This window comes from Tardiphaga alba (assembly GCF_018279705.1).
GTDB lineage: Bacteria > Pseudomonadota > Alphaproteobacteria > Rhizobiales > Xanthobacteraceae > Tardiphaga > Tardiphaga alba.
Map to the genome: position 1 here is coordinate 1,947,483 of NZ_CP036498.1, position 16,361 is coordinate 1,963,843.

13 protein-coding genes are annotated in these 16,361 nt (G+C 64.4%); 11 read left to right on the forward strand and 2 right to left on the reverse strand.

The window, feature by feature from the left end; all coding sequences use genetic code 11:
- Nucleotides 1-236: 236 nt before the first annotated feature.
- Both ftsW and murG read left to right on the forward strand, forming a co-directional pair.
- Nucleotides 237-1,385, forward strand: coding sequence for a putative lipid II flippase FtsW (gene ftsW / locus RPMA_RS09185; protein WP_211912516.1), 1,149 nt, complete (start codon nt 237-239; stop codon nt 1,383-1,385).
- Nucleotides 1,385-2,485 (forward strand): undecaprenyldiphospho-muramoylpentapeptide beta-N-acetylglucosaminyltransferase, encoded by a 1,101-nt coding sequence (gene murG, locus RPMA_RS09190; protein WP_211912517.1) that lies wholly within the window; start codon nt 1,385-1,387, stop codon nt 2,483-2,485. Before ftsW ends, murG begins: the two co-directional genes overlap by 1 nt.
- A gap of 131 nt (nt 2,486-2,616) precedes the next feature.
- Here murG and RPMA_RS09195 read toward each other — a convergent pair whose 3' ends face one another.
- The gene (locus tag RPMA_RS09195; RefSeq protein WP_211912518.1) at nt 2,617-3,522 is read right to left on the reverse strand and encodes a LysR family transcriptional regulator; all 906 of its coding nucleotides are present in this window, start codon (nt 3,520-3,522) and stop codon (nt 2,617-2,619) included.
- Between the two features lie 118 nt (nt 3,523-3,640).
- Here RPMA_RS09195 and RPMA_RS09200 point away from each other — a divergent pair, with 118 nt between their 5' ends.
- The 3 genes from RPMA_RS09200 to murB all read left to right on the forward strand — a co-directional run bounded on the left by RPMA_RS09200 (nt 3,641) and on the right by murB (nt 7,290).
- Nucleotides 3,641-4,813, forward strand: coding sequence for an MFS transporter (locus RPMA_RS09200; RefSeq protein WP_211912519.1), 1,173 nt, complete (start codon nt 3,641-3,643; stop codon nt 4,811-4,813).
- A 145-nt stretch (nt 4,814-4,958) separates the two neighbouring features.
- Nucleotides 4,959-6,362, forward strand: coding sequence for a UDP-N-acetylmuramate--L-alanine ligase (murC, locus tag RPMA_RS09205; protein ID WP_211912520.1), 1,404 nt, complete (start codon nt 4,959-4,961; stop codon nt 6,360-6,362).
- A 46-nt stretch (nt 6,363-6,408) separates the two neighbouring features.
- On the forward strand, nt 6,409-7,290 hold the full coding sequence (gene murB / locus RPMA_RS09210; protein ID WP_211913585.1) for a UDP-N-acetylmuramate dehydrogenase: 882 nt from the start codon (nt 6,409-6,411) through the stop codon (nt 7,288-7,290).
- A 7-nt stretch (nt 7,291-7,297) separates the two neighbouring features.
- Here murB and RPMA_RS09215 read toward each other — a convergent pair whose 3' ends face one another.
- Nucleotides 7,298-8,107 (reverse strand): bestrophin-like domain, encoded by an 810-nt coding sequence (locus tag RPMA_RS09215; protein ID WP_211912521.1) that lies wholly within the window; start codon nt 8,105-8,107, stop codon nt 7,298-7,300.
- 222 nt (nt 8,108-8,329) lie between these two features.
- On the opposite strand from RPMA_RS09215, the gene RPMA_RS09220 reads away from it, so the two are divergent.
- From RPMA_RS09220 to RPMA_RS09245, 6 genes are all read left to right on the forward strand, one after another.
- The gene (locus RPMA_RS09220; protein WP_249225603.1) at nt 8,330-9,301 is read left to right on the forward strand and encodes a D-alanine--D-alanine ligase family protein; all 972 of its coding nucleotides are present in this window, start codon (nt 8,330-8,332) and stop codon (nt 9,299-9,301) included.
- A gap of 376 nt (nt 9,302-9,677) precedes the next feature.
- Nucleotides 9,678-10,682: a cell division protein FtsQ/DivIB gene (locus RPMA_RS09225; protein ID WP_211912522.1), complete on the forward strand. Its 1,005-nt coding sequence runs from the start codon at nt 9,678-9,680 to the stop codon at nt 10,680-10,682.
- The gene (ftsA, locus tag RPMA_RS09230) at nt 10,679-12,007 is read left to right on the forward strand and encodes a cell division protein FtsA (RefSeq protein ID WP_211912523.1); all 1,329 of its coding nucleotides are present in this window, start codon (nt 10,679-10,681) and stop codon (nt 12,005-12,007) included. Before RPMA_RS09225 ends, ftsA begins: the two co-directional genes overlap by 4 nt.
- Nucleotides 12,008-12,106: 99 nt before the next feature.
- The gene (ftsZ, locus tag RPMA_RS09235; protein ID WP_211912524.1) at nt 12,107-13,864 is read left to right on the forward strand and encodes a cell division protein FtsZ; all 1,758 of its coding nucleotides are present in this window, start codon (nt 12,107-12,109) and stop codon (nt 13,862-13,864) included.
- Nucleotides 13,865-14,223: 359 nt separating this feature from the next.
- Nucleotides 14,224-15,198, forward strand: coding sequence for a UDP-3-O-acyl-N-acetylglucosamine deacetylase (gene lpxC, locus RPMA_RS09240; RefSeq protein ID WP_211912525.1), 975 nt, complete (start codon nt 14,224-14,226; stop codon nt 15,196-15,198).
- Between the two features lie 259 nt (nt 15,199-15,457).
- Nucleotides 15,458-16,351: an outer membrane protein assembly factor BamD gene (locus RPMA_RS09245; RefSeq protein ID WP_211912526.1), complete on the forward strand. Its 894-nt coding sequence runs from the start codon at nt 15,458-15,460 to the stop codon at nt 16,349-16,351.
- Nucleotides 16,352-16,361 lie beyond the last annotated feature (10 nt).

Here is a 16,361-nt window from a genome sequence, read left to right on the forward strand (position 1 = left end):
GAGGGTGGCCGCGCGAAGCGCGGACGGGTGGGGCGCCCCGCGTGATGTCAGAGTGTGGGGAAACACCCCACCCGTCTCAAAGCTCGCTGAACGCTCGCTTTGATCCACCCTCCCACGGCGCCGCGGTGCGGCTTGGGGGAGGGAGAAGGTAACTCCAATTTTTCACGATCTCTTAACCCTCTGGCAACCGTAATGCCGCATCGATAGGGGTCTATCGATCCGCAGGACGCGCCCCCATGATCACTCGCGAACATCGCACCCCCCTCAGCGAATGGTGGTGGACCGTGGACCGCCTGCTGCTGGCGGCGATCATCGCGCTGATGCTGGCCGGCGTGATCCTGTCGCTGGCCGCGTCGCCGCCGGTGGCGACCCGCATCGGCCTCGATCCGTTTCACTTCTTCAACCGCCACATCCTGTTCCTGGTGCCCTCGATCGTCGTGCTGATCGGCGTCTCCTTCATGTCGCCGCGGCAAATCCGCCGCTCGGCGCTGGTGGTGTTCGCGCTGGCGGTGCTGCTGATCCTGGCGACGCTCGCCTTCGGGCCTGAGGTGAAGGGCGCCAAGCGCTGGATCACGATCGTCGGCGTCAACATCCAGGCCTCGGAAGCGGCCAAGCCGTCTTTCATCGTCATCGCGGCCTGGCTGTTTTCCGAATCCATTCGCAAGCCCGGCATGCCCGCCACGTCCATGGCGGTGGTGATGCTGATCATGCTGGTGTCGCTGCTCATCCTGCAGCCCGACTTCGGCCAGACCATGCTGATCCTGATGGCGTGGGGCTCGCTGTTCTTCATCGCCGGCATGCGCATGGTGTGGGTGGCCGGACTCGCCGGCGCTGCCGCGGGCGGCTTGTTCCTCGCTTATTTCATGGTCCCGCACGTCGCCGGCCGTATCAAGCGCTTCATGGATCCCGCCTCGGGCGACACGTTCCAGGTCGATACCGCCATGGAAGCCTTCTCCAATGGCGGCTGGTATGGCCTCGGGCCGGGTGAGGGCATCGCCAAGCGCAGCCTGCCGGACAGCCACACCGACTTCGTCTTCGCCGTCGGCGCGGAAGAGTTCGGCATCCTGCTCTGCCTCGCTTTGCTGGCGCTGTTTGCCTTCATCGTCATCCGCGCGCTGTCGCGGGCCTATGCGACCGAAGATCTGTTCTCGCGCTTCGCGGCCTCCGGCCTTGCCATCCTGTTCGGCGTGCAGGCCGCCATCAACATGGCGGTGAACCTGCATCTCATCCCCGCCAAGGGCATGACGCTGCCCTTCATCTCCTATGGCGGCTCCTCCATGATCTCGCTGGCCTACAGCGTCGGCATGTTGCTCGCGCTCACGCGCATGCGCCCGCGCACCGAGGTCGAAGCCATCGATGCGCATGTCGCGCGAACTTACGCGTGATGAGCACCGCACCTCTCATATTGCTCGCTGCGGGTGGCACTGGTGGCCACCTGTTTCCGGCGGAAGCCCTCGGCGTCGCGCTGATGAAGCGCGGCCTGCGCGTGCGCCTGGTCACCGATGCGCGTGCGCTGAAATATAGCGGCTTGTTCTCGCGCGACATGATCGATGTGGTGCCGAGCGAGACGGTACGGTCGCGCAATCCGCTGTCGCTGGCGCGCACCGGCGTCATGCTGGCGGCGGGCACCGCAATGGCCGTCAATCTGATGTTGCGCCAGAAGCCCGCCGCGGTGATCGGCTTCGGCGGCTATCCGACATTGCCGCCGCTGTTTGCGGCAAGGTTGTTCGGCGTCCCCACCATCATCCACGATTCCAATGCGGTGATGGGCCGTGCCAATCGCTTCCTGTCGAAGAAGGTCAGTGCGATCGCCACCTCGCTGCCCGGCGTGCTCGACCGCGACCCCGAACTCGCGCAGAAGACCACGACCACGGGCACGCCGATGCGTCCCGCCATCCTCGCGGCCGCGGCGGTGCCATACTCGGCGCCTGACCTCAACGCGCCGTTCCGTCTGCTTGTCGTCGGCGGCAGTCAGGGCGCGCGCATCATGTCGGATATCGTGCCGCCGGCCATCGAGAAGCTGGAGCCGTCGCTGTGGGGTCGCCTGATCCTCACCCAGCAGGTCCGCGACGAGGACATGGCGCGGGTTCGCGCGATCTATGACCAGCTCAAGATCAAGACCGAGCTGGCGCCGTTCTTCTCGGACCTGCCGGCACGTCTGGCCTCCAGCCATCTCGTGATCTCGCGTTCGGGCGCCGGCACGGTCGCCGAACTCGGCGCCATCGGCCGCCCGTCGATCCTGGTGCCGCTGCCCGGCGCCATCGATCAGGACCAGCATGCCAATGCCGGCGTGCTTGCGGACGCCGGCGGCGCCATCCGCATCCCGCAAAGCGAATTCACGCCGCTGCGTCTGGCCTCGGAAATCTCCGCACTCGCCGGCGAGCCCGCGCGCCTCAACGAGATGGCGCGCCATGCGCAGAAAGTCGGCCACCTCGACGCCGCCGATCGGCTGGCCGATCTGGTGATGAAGGTCGCGAAGGTCTGACTCAGCTGTCGTCCTCGCGAAGGCGGGGACCCATACACACGATCAACGCTTTGACGCACGATCGCCGCGGCTCCGTTGTGTAATCTTTTTCTACAGAGGCTATGGATCCCCGCCTTCGCGGGGATCACATGTCAGATCCTCACCCGCTCCACCAGATAATCCAGGAACGCCCGCACCCGTGCCGGCAATTGTCCGCCATGGCCGACGAACACCGCATGGATCGGTTCGATATCGCCGGGGTTGAAATCTTCAAGCACCGGGACGAGGCGACCCGCAACGATGTCGGCTTCCACATGAAAACGCGCCAGCCGTGCGAGGCCCATGCCGGCGAGTGCGATCTGATGCATTGCTTCGCCATCGCTCACCAGCGCATTGCCTGACGGCAGCACGGTGATGGTCTCGCCGTCATGCATCGTGAAAGGCCAGCCGCCCTTCCACTTGGCGAAGCCGAAGTCGAGCAGATTGTGCCGGGCGAGGTCGTCCGGCGTTGCCGGCATGCCGCGCTCGGCGAGATAGGCTGGCGAGGCGACCACCACCATGCGGCTTTCGCCCAGTTTGCGCGCAAGCAGGCGCGATTCCCGCATCACGCCGATGCGAATCGCCACATCGGCGCGCTGCTCCAGCAGATCGACGACGAGATCCGTGAGCGTCACCTCGACCTTGATGTCGGGATAGCGTTTCGCAAAGTCCGGCAGCAGCGGCAGCAGGCGATGCAGCCCGAAGGGCACGCTGGTGTTGACGCGCAGCAGCCCGGTCGGTGTCGCGCCCACGGCTGCCTCGCGCTCGGCCGCGGCGATCTCGTCGAGGATGCGCAAGGCGCGCTCGTAGAAGGCGGTGCCTTCCGGCGTCAATTGCAGTTTCCGCGTCGAACGGTTGATCAGCCGCACACCGAGGCGAGCCTCCAGCCGGGCCACCAGCTTGCTGACGGCGGATGGCGTCATCTGGAAAGCTCGCGCCGCCATGGAGAAGCCGCCGAGTTCGACCACCCGGGTGAACACGTCCATTTCGCCGGAGCGGTTGATGTCGAGGCGAGACATGGGCTCCCAGTCCGTATGTGAATTCAGTTCACAAATATTGTTCCTGATGCATGTCTATCTCATCTATACCGGGCGGTCCATATCGGAGGCATCGACTCCTCTACGCACGGACTTTGTCATGCCCCTCGCCCTCTACGCGCTCACCGCCGGCGCCTTCGGAATCGGCGTCACCGAATTCGTCATCATGGGCCTCCTGATCGAGGTCGGCCGCGATCTCGGCGTCTCCATCCCGGCCGCCGGCCTGCTGATCTCCGGCTATGCGCTCGGTGTCGTGGTCGGCGCGCCGATCATGACGGTCGCCACCGGCCGCTGGCCGCGCAAGATGGTTTTGCTGGTGCTGATGGGGATCTTCACCATCGGCAATCTCGCTTGCGCCGTCGCGCCCGATTACTGGAGCCTGATGGCGGCGCGTGTGCTGACGGCTTTCGCCCACGGCACATTCTTTGGCGTCGGCTCGGTGGTCGCGACAAGCCTGGTGCCGGAGAACAAGAAGGCGTCCGCGATCTCGGTGATGTTCGCGGGTCTTACGGTGGCGACCATTCTCGGCGTGCCGTTCGGCACATGGCTCGGTCAGGCCTATGGCTGGCGATCGACCTTTGCGGCGGTCACCGTCGTCGGTCTGTTCGCAATGGCGGCCGTTGCGCTGCTGGTGCCGAAGATCGAGATGCCCAGGGAGCATACGCGCCTGTCCGATGATCTCGCGGTGCTGATGCGTCCGCAGGTGCTGCTGGGCCTGCTCACCACCATCCTTGGCTGGGTCGGCATCTTCGCGCTGTTCACCTATATCGCGCCGATCCTCACGCGCATGTCGGGCTTCTCCGATGCCGCGGTGTCGCCGATCCTGCTGCTGTTCGGCGGCGGCGCCATCGTCGGCAACCTGCTCGGCGGCCACTTCGCGGATCGCTGGCCGACCGGCAGCGTGCTCGGCACGCTTCTGCTGCTGGCCGTCGTGCTGGGTCTGGTCGCCGTGACCGCCCAGAGCCAGGTCGCTGTGGTCATCGCCGTCACGCTGCTCGGTGCGGCAGCCTTCGCCACCGCCGCGCCGCTGCAGATGGCCGTGCTGCGTCACGCCAGTGGAGCAGGGCAGAGCCTCGCTTCGAGCTTCAACATCGCGGCCTTCAATCTCGGCAATGCCATCGGCGCCTGGCTCGGCGGCGCCGTCATCGCGCAGATGGGCCTCGCAGCCGTGCCGTGGATTGCGGCGCTGGCGCCGGTCGCAGCGGTGGTTGTGGTTGTTGGCGCACAGCGTCTGGGCAGCGCGCAGGCACCGGTTCCCATGGCTGCGGAATAAGGGCGATTCGGCGGGATTTGCCGCATCCGCAAGCCAAATATCCGTCTTTTTCGCAGTGGCCGGGCTTGTCCCGGCCACGTCCGTCTGTTTGAAGGAGTCATGTGCCCGGTGCTGCGTCGGGCGTGACGAAAGACGAGACGCCCCCATGAGACTGCCGCGCGAGATAGGACCCATTCATTTTGTCGGCATCGGCGGCATCGGCATGAGCGGCATCGCCGAAGTGCTGTGCAATCTCGGCTACACCGTGCAGGGCTCGGACGCGTCCGAAAACGCCAACGTCAATCGCCTGCGCGAAAAAGGCATCACCATTCATGTCGGTCACACCGCGGAGAACGTCTCCGGTGCCGACGTGCTTGTGGTCTCTACCGCCATCAAGCGCGACAATCCCGAACTGATGGCTGCGCGCGCCCAGCGCATTCCCGTCGTGCGTCGCGCCGAGATGCTGGCCGAGCTGATGCGCCTGAAGAGCTGCGTCGCCATCGCCGGCACCCATGGCAAGACCACCACGACGTCGATGGTCGCGGCTCTGCTCGATGCCGGTGAGCTCGATCCCACCGTCATCAATGGCGGCATCATCAACGCATATGGCACCAATGCGCGTCTCGGTGCCGGCGAGTGGATGGTGGTCGAAGCCGACGAGAGCGACGGCACCTTCCTGAAGCTCCCGACGGATGTCGCCATCGTCACCAATGTCGATCCCGAACATCTCGACCACTTCAAGACCTTCGACAATGTGCAGGACGCGTTCCGCAACTTCGTCGAGAACGTGCCGTTCTATGGCTTTGCGGTGATGTGCATCGACCACCCCGTGGTTCAGACCATCGTCGGCAAGATCGAGGATCGCCGCATCATCACCTACGGCCAGAACCCGCAGGCCGATGCGCGCCTCGTCGATCTCAAGCCGGCGAATGGCGGCTCCAGCTTCAAGGTCGCGTTCCGCGATCGCAAGGCCGGCACGACCCATGAGATCGATAACCTGCTGCTGCCGATGCCCGGTCGCCACAATGCGTTGAACGCCACGGCCGCGATTGCCGTCGCCCATGAGCTCGGTATTTCCGACGAACAGATCCGCAAGGCGATCTCGTCCTTCGGCGGCGTGAAGCGCCGCTTCACCAAAACCGGCGAGTGGAACGGCGTCACCATCATCGATGACTACGGCCACCACCCCGTCGAAATCGCCGCCGTGCTGCGCGCGGCGCGCGAAAGCACGGCAGGCAAGGTGATCGCCGTGGTGCAGCCGCATCGCTTCACGCGCCTGCAGTCGCTGTTCGAGGAATTCTGCACCTGCTTCAACGATGCCGATACGGTGATCGTCGCCGACGTCTATGCGGCCGGCGAAGCGCCGATCCCCGGCATCGACCGCGACAACTACGTTCTCGGCCTGCGCGCGCACGGCCATCGCGAAGTGATCCCGCTGCCGGAATCCTCCGCGCTGGCCGGCCTTGTCGCCGGTGTGGCGAAGAGCGGCGACACCGTCGTCTGCCTCGGCGCCGGCAACATCACCCAATGGGCCTATGCGCTGCCCGCCGAATTGAAGGCGCTCGGATAAGACCGTGAGTGGCTTCCCCGACATCACCCCCGATCTCACATCCGCGATGCCCAAACTTCGCGGGCGGCTGCTCGCGAATGAGTCCCTCGCGCCGCTGACATGGTTTCGCGTCGGTGGTCCCGCGCAGGTGCTGTTCACGCCGGCGGATGAAGACGATCTCGCTTACTTCCTGTCGAAGCTGCCGAGCGACATTGCCGTCACCGTCGTCGGCGTCGGCTCCAATCTGATCGTGCGCGACGGTGGCATTGCAGGCGTCGTCATCCGCCTCTCGCCACGCGGTTTCGGTCAGGTCACGGTCGAGGGCGACACACTCACGGCCGGCACTGCCGCGCTCGACAAGCGCGTGGCGGAAGCGGCGGCCGCCGCCAATATCGGCGGGCTCGAATTCTATTTCGGCATTCCCGGTTCGATCGGCGGCGCACTGCGCATGAATGCCGGCGCCAATGGCGGCGAGACGAAGGACGTTCTGATCGAGGCCATCGGTATCGGCCGCGACGGCACGAAGCATGTCTTCGACAATGCCGGCATGCAGTTCGTCTATCGCAATTCCGGTGTCGATCCGTCGATCATCTTCACGTCAGCGAAATTCCGTGGCGAGATCTCCGATCCCGCCGCGATCCGCGTGCGCATGAACGAGGTGCAGGCGCATCGCGAAATGGCGCAGCCGATCCGTGAAAAGACCGGTGGCTCCACCTTCAAGAATCCGCCGGGTCATTCCGCCTGGAAGCTGGTCGATGCTGCTGGCTGCCGCGGACTGCGTGTCGGTGGCGCGCAGGTGTCGGAGATGCACTGCAATTTCCTGATCAATACCGGCGACGCCACAGCGCATGATATCGAAACGCTCGGCGACACCGTGCGCGCACGCGTGCTGGCGCAATCCGGCATCGATCTCCATTGGGAGATCAAGCGGATCGGGGAAGCGTCGTAGGTTTGAGTTACTTCGGTGGCTGCGGCAGCGCCGAGGCCGGCCCGAGATCGGGCAGCGTCATCAGATGTTGCAGCGGCGCGGTCGAGACACGGAAGGCGCCGTCATAGGGATGTTCCTGTAGCGCGATCAGGCCGAGCGCCACGATCGCAGCGCTGCCGAACACCGTCAGCGCCGTTAGCATCGCGCGTGGCCGGTCCATATGCACCAGCGCGAGACCGACCTGCGTGAGCAGGCCGAGGATCAGCACCGACACCCATTTCAGGTCGTTGGTCTGGTCGGCGGCTATGCTGAGCCGCTCGCTGCGCGCGGTGCCTGCGCGGATCACGGCGCTGAGCAGTGCCACCTGCACCGGCGTGCCGGAGTCGCGGCCGACGCTGAGATCGCTGACCTCGCGCAGGACGTCATCATAGGCAGTGCCTGTGCGCGGGGAGGGCTGGTCGCGCATCATTGCGGGCCATTCGTCCGTCAGCACGGAATTCACATAGACCTTCAGCGCCGTACGGATGTCCGTCATGTCGGACACCGAAGCGACGCTCAATGCATAGACATTGCGGATTTCACTGGCCTCGGCCTGCATGGCGCGCACCGCGTGCCGGCCGCGCTCGCCGACATCGCTGGCGAGAAAGCCGGTCAGCAGGCCGAACAGGATGGCGACCGACGAGAAGAACGGCGCCACGATGCCGTTCGACTTCTGGATCTGCTTGCGCAGCGGCGAGCCGAAGCAGAGAAACACGAGAAACAGCGCTGCCCCGTAATAGAGCACGCACAGTGTCGCGAAGATGCCAAAGGTGTTCAGTTCGAGCCAGGCTCTGGTCATTGCGCGTCTCGTCCGTTGATTTCGGCCGCGCATCTGCGCGATCTCTGCTGCGCCCTCGCGCATTGCCGTCGTACAAGGCATTATATGACTCGCGGCGCCGCGTGCCATTGCCTTGCTTGTATGGTTACGATGCGATGATTCGTATGGAGACCCGATAATGACTGCCTCGATCGCCCCAAACCTGATCACCATCGTGTTCGGGGGCTGAACAAGGAGCGGCTGGTGTCTGTCGCCTCGGCGCAGGCGCTTCATTCGGCGCTGCCTGAGGCTGCCTTGTGGTTCTGGGATGCCGACGATCGGGTCTATGAAACCTCGGGCGCAACACTGCTCGGCCACGAGCGGCCGTTCGAAAATCCGTTCAAGGCCGACGGCAGATCGCTCGGCACGCTGCCGCAGGCGCTCGACACCGCCAGGGCCGATGGCCGCGTGCTGGTGCTCGGCATGCATGGCGGCGCCGCCGAGAATGGCGAAGTGCAAGCGATGTGCGAACTGCGCGGCGTCGCTTTCACCGGTTCCGGCTCGGCCTCATCCAATCTCGCTTTCGACAAGGTGGCAGCCAAGCGTTTCGCCGCGATCTTCGGCGTGCCGATCGCTGCCGGCATCGCGCTCGCCGATATGGAAGCGGCGCTCGATGAATACGGCAAGCTGATCGCCAAGCCGGCGCGCGATGGCTCGAGCTACGGGCTGATGTTCGTGAATGCGAAGCAGGATCTCGTGGCCGTCCGCAACGCTGCCAAGGTCGAGGATTATGTCATAGAGCCTTTTGTTGCGGGCATCGAGGCGACCTGCGCCGTGCTGGAGCAGGCCGATGGATCGGTGATCGCGCTGCCGCCGATCGAGATTGTCCCTGCGGGCGGTGGTTTTGATTACGAAGCCAAATATCTCGCCAAATCGACCCAGGAAATCTGCCCCGGCCGCTTCACACCGGAGGTGACGGCGCAGCTCCAGGATTTCGCCGTCCGCGCCCACAAGGCGCTGTCCTGCACGGGCTATTCGCGGTCGGACTTCATCGTGTCGGCCAATGGCCTTGTCTATCTCGAAACCAACACGCTGCCGGGGCTGACCAAGGCGTCGCTCTACCCGAAAGCGCTGAACGCCCAGGGGATCAGCTTTGTCGAGTTCCTGAACGGGCAGATCGAGCTGGGCGTAGCCCGGATGAAGCGTAGCGCAATCCGGGGACCGGCGAACGGCTGATGCTCCGAAGCCCGGATGACGCTACGCTCTATCCGGGCTACGGGCCGCGATCTGCGACCGAACGCCGCCATTGCTGCCCTGCCATGGTTCCTTAACGCCCGGCTGCAACACTTCCGCTAAAGTCTTCAGAATCCGGGGCAAAATGCCCCCTGATTCCTTCCCCTTTACGTTTTGTTTACCAGGACATCCGAAGGTTAACGCTGGCGGCGCATGTTGCGCTTGGCTGCCGAGGCGTGAGCTGTGCGGGCGTTCCGTATCGTCGCGTAACGATGGAAATGTTGTCTTTTCAGACACTTGATCCGTTCCGGTCTGCCGAGAGGTCATCAGCGCTTTTGACCCGCGACAATGCGGGCACAACTTGTGACGAGCTCGTGGAATGGATGGTGGAGGACGCCTCTCTCGGTCGGTTGGATCGCTGAGGCCCCAAGCTGACCTCAAGATGGCGGCCCGGGGGGCAGGCATCCTGCTGCGCGAGCGGCTGGCGCCGCTCGAGCGTTCCGTCACGGCCCTGAAGAACCGCAAGGCACCCGCGCGCGAGCCGAGCACCAACAAACTCGTCATCTTCATCGAGCGTTACGTTCCGCGCCGCGTCGGCATTGCCGCGACGTTGCTGATGCTGGCCGGCAGCGTCGGCTTCGGTGTCGTCAAGGGCGAGCATGTCGATGAACTCGTGGCCGCCTTCCAGGACACGCGCAACGCCGCGGCCAATGCGGCCGGCTTCCGGATTTCCTCGGTCATTCTCAATGGCCGCAAACAGCTGACCCAGGACGAGATCCTGGCCATCGGCGGCATCAATGGCCGTTCGTCGCTGCTGTTCGTCGATGCCGCCGCCGTGCGTGAAAAGCTCAAGGCCAATCCATGGATCGCCGACGCCAATGTGCTGAAGCTGTATCCGGATCGTCTGCAGATCGACGTCACCGAACGCACCGCTTTTGCGCTCTGGCAGGAAGACGGCAAGCTCGCCGTCATCGCCGACGATGGCGCCGTGCTCGAAAATTTCGTGCCGAGCCGCTTCGTCAAGCTGCCGCTGGTGGTGGGCAAGGGCGCTGATGTTGCAGCGAAAGATTTCATCGCGCTGCTGGATCGCTATCCGCAGGTGCGCGCCGTCACCAAGGCTGCGATTTATGTCGGCGAGCGCCGCTGGAATCTGCGCCTCAATGACAATCTCGATGTCCGTCTGCCCGAGAACGATGTCGGCAATGCGCTGGCCATGCTGAGCAAGCTCGATCGCGACGATCGCCTGTTCTCGCGCGACATCGTCGCCATCGACATGCGCCTGCCGGATCGCCTGACCGTGCGTCTGTCGGAGGAGGCCGCCAAGGCCCGCGACGAGCAGTTCAAGGCACAGGACAAAGCCAAGAAGAAAGCGGGCGCAGCATGAGCGGGCTGGATCGCAACCAGGCGCCGAAGACGCGTCAGATGGCGGCCAACCGCACGGCGCTGGTCGCGTCGCTCGATGTCGGCACCAGCAAGATTGCGTGCATGATCGCGCGCTTGCGGCCGTGCGCGCCGAATGAAGCGCTGCGTGGCCGCACGCATGCTGTCGAACTCATCGGCTACAGCCAGATCCAGTCGCGTGGCGTGAAGTCCGGCGCGGTGGTCGATATGGGCGAGGCCGAGCAGTCGGTGCGCCAGGCTGTCGGTCTCGCCGAGCGCATGGCCAAGGTGCGCGTCGAATCCGTTTTGCTGTCGGTCTCGGCCGGCCGTCTGCAGGGCCAGCTCATCGAAGCGTCGGCCGATATCAAGGGCGGCGCGGTCAGCGCGTCCGACATGGCCCGCGTCACCTCCACCGGCATGCGCCACGCGACGCCACCCGGCCGCACCGTGCTGCACGCGTTGCCGGTGAGCTACTCGCTCGATGGCGTGAAGGGCATTCGCGATCCCAAGGGCATGGTCGCGTCGCAGTTCGGCGTCGACATGAATGTCATCACGGCGGACGCGACGGTCGCGCGCAACCTGATGCTGGTCGTCGAGCGTTGCCATCTGAACGTGGAAGCGATGGCGGCTGCGCCCTATGTCGCAGGACTCTCGGTGCTCACCGATGACGAGACCGATCTCGGTGCTGCCGTCGTCGAGATGGGGGCAGGGACCACGACGATTGCTACTTATTCCGGTGGTCGCATCGTGCACGCCTCGGGATTTGCGGTAGGCGGGCAACACATCACGATGGATATCGCGCGCGGCCTGGGTTGCTGCATTGCGGATGCCGAGCGAATCAAGACGTTATATGGCACCGTACTAACCGGTGGCTCCGATGCGCGTGAGATGATGAACGTGCCCACGGCTGGTGACAACGACCGCGACTATCCGCAGGCCGTGTCCCGCGCCACGATCGCCAATATCGTGCGCCAGCGTGCCGAGGAGATTTTCGAAATGATCCGGGATCGGCTTGCGGATTCGCCTTTCGCTGCAGAGCCGCGCGCACGCGTGGTGCTGTCGGGCGGCGCGTCGCAGCTCACCGGTCTTGCCGAACTCGGTTCGCAGATTCTCGGTCGCTCGGTGCGCGTCGCGCGCCCGCTCGGCTTCGGCCGTCTGCCGGTGGAGGCGAAGAGTGCATCCTTCGCCGTGCCGTCGGGCCTCCTAGTCTATCCGCAATTCGCCCACCTCGAACATGTCGAGCCGCGCCATACGCGGCAGCTCAAGACAGGGACCGATGGCGGCGGATACTTCGGAAAGGTCGGTCGATGGCTACGCGAGGGCTTCTGATGAGACGTTTCCAGACAGTGCACATTCCAATTTCGACGCCACCGGCTGTAGGCCATCGGCAAGACCACACAATTCGCGCTTAATACGAGAGGCAACCTCATGACCATCAATCTCAACGTTCCTGATATCAGCGAGCTGAAGCCCCGTATTACCGTGTTCGGTGTCGGCGGCGCCGGCGGCAACGCCGTCAACAACATGATCACCGCCGGTCTGCAGGGCGTCGACTTCGTCGTCGCCAACACCGATGCGCAGGCGCTGACCATGTCGAAGGCGCAGCGCATCGTGCAGATGGGCACCCAGGTGACCCAGGGCCTGGGCGCCGGTTCGCAGCCGGATGTCGGCGCAGCCGCTGCGCAAGAGGTCATCGACGAAATCCGTGATCACCTCACGGGCGCCAACATGGTGTTCGTCACCGCCGGCATGGGCGGCGGCACCGGCACCGGCGCTGCGCCGGTCATCGCCAAGACCGCGCGCGACATGGGCATCCTCACCGTCGGCGTGATCACCAAGCCGTTCCACTTCGAAGGCCAGCGCCGCATGCGCACCGCCGAAGCCGGCATCAACGAGCTGCACAAGGTCGTCGATACCCTCCTGATCATCCCGAACCAGAACCTGTTCCGGGTTGCCAACGAGAAGACCACCTTCGCCGACGCCTTCGCGATGGCCGACCAGGTGCTGTATTCGGGCGTCGCCTGCATCACCGACCTGATGGTCAAGGAAGGCCTGATCAATCTCGACTTCGCCGACGTGCGCGCGGTGATGAAGGAGATGGGCAAGGCGATGATGGGCACCGGCGAAGCCACCGGTGAGAAGCGCGCGCTGACCGCCGCCGAAGCTGCCATCGCCAACCCGCTGATCGACGATTCGTCGATGAAGGGTGCGAAGGGCCTGCTGATCTCCATCACCGGCGGCAAGGACCTCACGCTGTTCGAAGTCGACGAAGCCGCCACCCGTATTCGTGAAGAGGTGGATTCGGACGCCAACATCATCGTCGGCGCCACCTTCGACGAGAGCCTCGATGGCGTGATCCGCGTGTCGGTGGTCGCCACCGGCATCGAGCAGGCCCAGCTGGCCCGCGCACCGGCCCCGGTTTCGGCGCCGGTCGCAGCCGTCGCCGCGCAGCCGGACACCCGTCTCGCTGACCTGACCGCCCGCCTGCGCGCCGACAACCAGCGCATCGCCGCTGCTGCCGCCGCCAAGGGCGCGCCAGTCGCCGCCGCGCCGGCGCCGTCCGCTCCGCGCGCACCGTCCAACAATCACGAACGCGCCGCCCTCGCCGCCATCGCTGCCGCGGTTGCGCCGGAAGCGCAGCAGGGCAACACCTATGGTGACGTGACGGTCCGCCCGATCGCCCAGAAGCCGTCGCTGTTCCCGGAAGCGCCGCGCCATGAAGTGCAGATGGAGGCTCCGCTTCCGGAGCAGTTCATCCCGCAGCCGGCTGAACGCGCTCCGGTTCGTGCCCCGCGCATGCCGAAGTTCGAGGAACTGCCGATGCCGGCCCAGGCCGAGATCCGCCAGGCCCGCGGCGACGCCGATGAGGAACCGCAGAAGCAGCGCCTGTCGTTGCTGCAGCGCCTCGCCAATGTCGGCCTCGGCCGCCGCGATGAAGAATCGGAAGCCCCGGTGTCCGGTCGTGCACAGGCTCCCGCCATGGCCCCTATGCCGCCGCTGCCGGAGCGCAAGCCGCAGCGCTCGGTCGCTCAGCAGATGGGTAACGAGCCGCCGGTGTCCGAATATGCGCGCCGTCCGGCCCCGCAGGGCCTCGATTCGCACGGTCGTCCGGCGCCTGTGGCCCCGGCACCACAGGGCGACGATCATCTGGATATCCCGGCCTTTTTGCGCCGCCAGTCGAACTGATCGACTGTAACAATCGTCACGAAGATGAAGCCCCGGTCATGTGACCGGGGCTTTTTCGTGAGCGTGCCGGAAAATGCGTCACGAATATTTAATCGGTTGATTTTATTGAAGTATATTTGATTTCTGAGGATGGTGACCCAGTCAGTCTATGCGGAGTTCGCCAGAAACCTTGGTTAACGGCTGGCCGGATTGCGGCAGAGGTTGGGTAACAATCGGTTAGAAAGCGTGAGTTGGCGCACTTTGTGGCAAGGGTTAATGTGACTGCGACTCGGGGGCTCGGAAGGCCGCAAGGGCAACTTTGCAAGGTACGACCGAGTGAGTCCCTCTCATGACGAGAGGTCTATTTGGGTGGGTAACATATGACTTTCAGCCGACAGACCACGCTTGGAGCGCAAGCCACCGTGACCGGTGTCGGCGTCCATTCCGGAAAACCTGTCAACCTGACCCTCGGCCCCGCTCCCGTCGATGCCGGTTATATCTTCGTCCGCACCGGGCTTGAAGGTCCGGATCGCGAAGTTCAGGCCACTGCCAAATCCGTCATCGCCACTGCATTTGCCACCGTGCTCGGCGATCAGGACGGTCCAATCGTTTCCACCGCTGAACACGTTCTCGCCGCGCTGCGTGGTATGGGCATCGACAACGCCACCATCGAAGTGGATGGCCCGGAAGTGCCGATCATGGATGGTTCGGCAGCAGCTTTCGTCGCCGCCATCGATCAGGCCGGCGTGGTGGAGCAGGGCGCCCGCCGCCGCTTCATCCAGGTGCTGAAGCCGGTTCAACTCGCCATTGGCGATAGTTTCGGTGAATTCCGCTCCCATGCTGCCGGCTTCCGCGCCGAGATCGAAATCAACTTCAACAATCCCGTCATCGGCCGTCAGAGCTATGTGCTCGATCTCAATCCCGAGACTTTCCGCCGTGACGTTGCCCGCGCCCGCACCTTCGGCTTCGTGAATGACGTGGCCCGCCTTTCCAGCGCCGGTTATGCGCTTGGCGCCTCCTTCGAAAATTCGGTCGTGTTCGACGACACCAAGCTCCTCAATGCCGAAGGCCTGCGCTACGCCGACGAATGTGCCCGCCACAAGGTGCTGGATGCGATTGGCGATCTCGCTTTGGCTGGCCTGCCGATCCTCGGTGCCTACCGCTCGGTGCGTGGCGGCCACAAGCTCAACAACGAAGTCCTGAGAGCGCTGCTGGCCGATCGCTCGGCCTGGAAGATCGTCGAAGCCGACGCCGTGTCCGTTCAGGCGCCTGCGCGCCGTGGCCGCGCCACCGCCGATGTCAGCAGCGGCGTGCTGGGCGGCCTCGCTCCGGCATTCGGGCCGGACGTGTCCTGACCCCTCCCGTTTTGACGCGTTCCATGGTCGGACACCGCCGGTAACCATAACCATCTGTATCAACGCCCATTTCGCCACATTCCCGGCGAAATGCATCCGTATCCGGTTGGTTAACGGATATCCTTCAGGTAAACAGGCGCTTGGTCGAAGCAGTGGCCACGGGCGTGTTTCGACTGGTCCGTATTGGGGCGCGGTTTGCGCGCAGGCACCGCAGTCAGGGCACCGTACAGGTCCCGCAAAAAGGCGTCAGGCAGAATAGATGTCGGCACAGCGTTTCGCGCTTTCCTTTCGTGATGAACTCTCCCGCCTCAAGCGCCCGTTGCGGCTCGCTGTTGGCTTGATCGTGCTTGCCGTGCCGCTGGCCGGCTGCGGCACCGGTGCGCTCTGGGATAAGTTCGCCAAGAAGGACGACCAGTTCGTCGATGAACCCGCGGACAAGCTCTATAATGAGGGCCTGTACCTCATGAACCAGAGCAAGGACACCAAGGCCGCCGCGAAGAAGTTCGAGGAAGTCGATCGCCAGCATCCGTATTCGGAATGGGCGCGCAAATCGCTGCTGATGTCCGCTTACGCCGCCTATCAGTCCGCCGACTACGACACCTGCATCGGCTCGGCCACGCGCTACGTGACGCTGCATCCCGGCAGCCCGGATGCGGCCTATGCGCAATATCTGATCGCCGCTTCGCATTACGACCAGATCCCGGACATCTCGCGCGACCAGGGCCGTACCGAAAAGGCGATGGCCGCGCTCGAGGAAGTCATCCGCAAATATCCGACCTCGGAATATGCGACCTCCGCCAAGCAGAAGCTTGAAGGCGCGAAGGACCAGCTGGCCGGCAAGGAAATGGATATCGGCCGCTATTACATGAAGAAGCGCGACTACACGGCGGCGATCAACCGCTTCAAGACCGTGGTGACGCAGTACCAGACCACCCGCCATGTCGAGGAGGCGCTGATGCGCCTGACCGAGGCCTATATGACCGTTGGCGTGGTCGGCGAGGCGCAGACCGCCGCCGCCGTGCTTGGCCACAACTTTCCTGACAGCAAGTGGTACCAAGACGCGTACAATATAGTAAAGTCGGGCGGTCTCGAACCGAGCGAGAACAAAGGCTCCTATATTTCAAGGGCCTTCAAGCGAATCGGCCTCGGCTAGGATCAAGCTT

Excerpts from the sequence above, each read along its gene's own strand:
- ftsA (WP_211912523.1), top strand. The coding sequence starts at position 10,679 with ATGAGCGGGCTGGATCGCAACCAGGCGCCGAAGACGCGTCAGATGGCG.
- murC (WP_211912520.1), top strand. The coding sequence starts at position 4,959 with ATGAGACTGCCGCGCGAGATAGGACCCATTCATTTTGTCGGCATCGGC.
- murB (WP_211913585.1), top strand. The coding sequence starts at position 6,409 with ATGCCCAAACTTCGCGGGCGGCTGCTCGCGAATGAGTCCCTCGCGCCG.
- RPMA_RS09195 (WP_211912518.1), bottom strand. The coding sequence starts at position 3,522 with ATGTCTCGCCTCGACATCAACCGCTCCGGCGAAATGGACGTGTTCACC.
- lpxC (WP_211912525.1), top strand. The coding sequence starts at position 14,224 with ATGACTTTCAGCCGACAGACCACGCTTGGAGCGCAAGCCACCGTGACC.
- ftsW (WP_211912516.1), top strand. The coding sequence starts at position 237 with ATGATCACTCGCGAACATCGCACCCCCCTCAGCGAATGGTGGTGGACC.
- ftsZ (WP_211912524.1), top strand. The coding sequence starts at position 12,107 with ATGACCATCAATCTCAACGTTCCTGATATCAGCGAGCTGAAGCCCCGT.
- murG (WP_211912517.1), top strand. The coding sequence starts at position 1,385 with ATGAGCACCGCACCTCTCATATTGCTCGCTGCGGGTGGCACTGGTGGC.
- RPMA_RS09200 (WP_211912519.1), top strand. The coding sequence starts at position 3,641 with ATGCCCCTCGCCCTCTACGCGCTCACCGCCGGCGCCTTCGGAATCGGC.
- RPMA_RS09225 (WP_211912522.1), top strand. The coding sequence starts at position 9,678 with ATGGATGGTGGAGGACGCCTCTCTCGGTCGGTTGGATCGCTGAGGCCC.
- RPMA_RS09245 (WP_211912526.1), top strand. The coding sequence starts at position 15,458 with ATGTCGGCACAGCGTTTCGCGCTTTCCTTTCGTGATGAACTCTCCCGC.
- RPMA_RS09215 (WP_211912521.1), bottom strand. The coding sequence starts at position 8,107 with ATGACCAGAGCCTGGCTCGAACTGAACACCTTTGGCATCTTCGCGACA.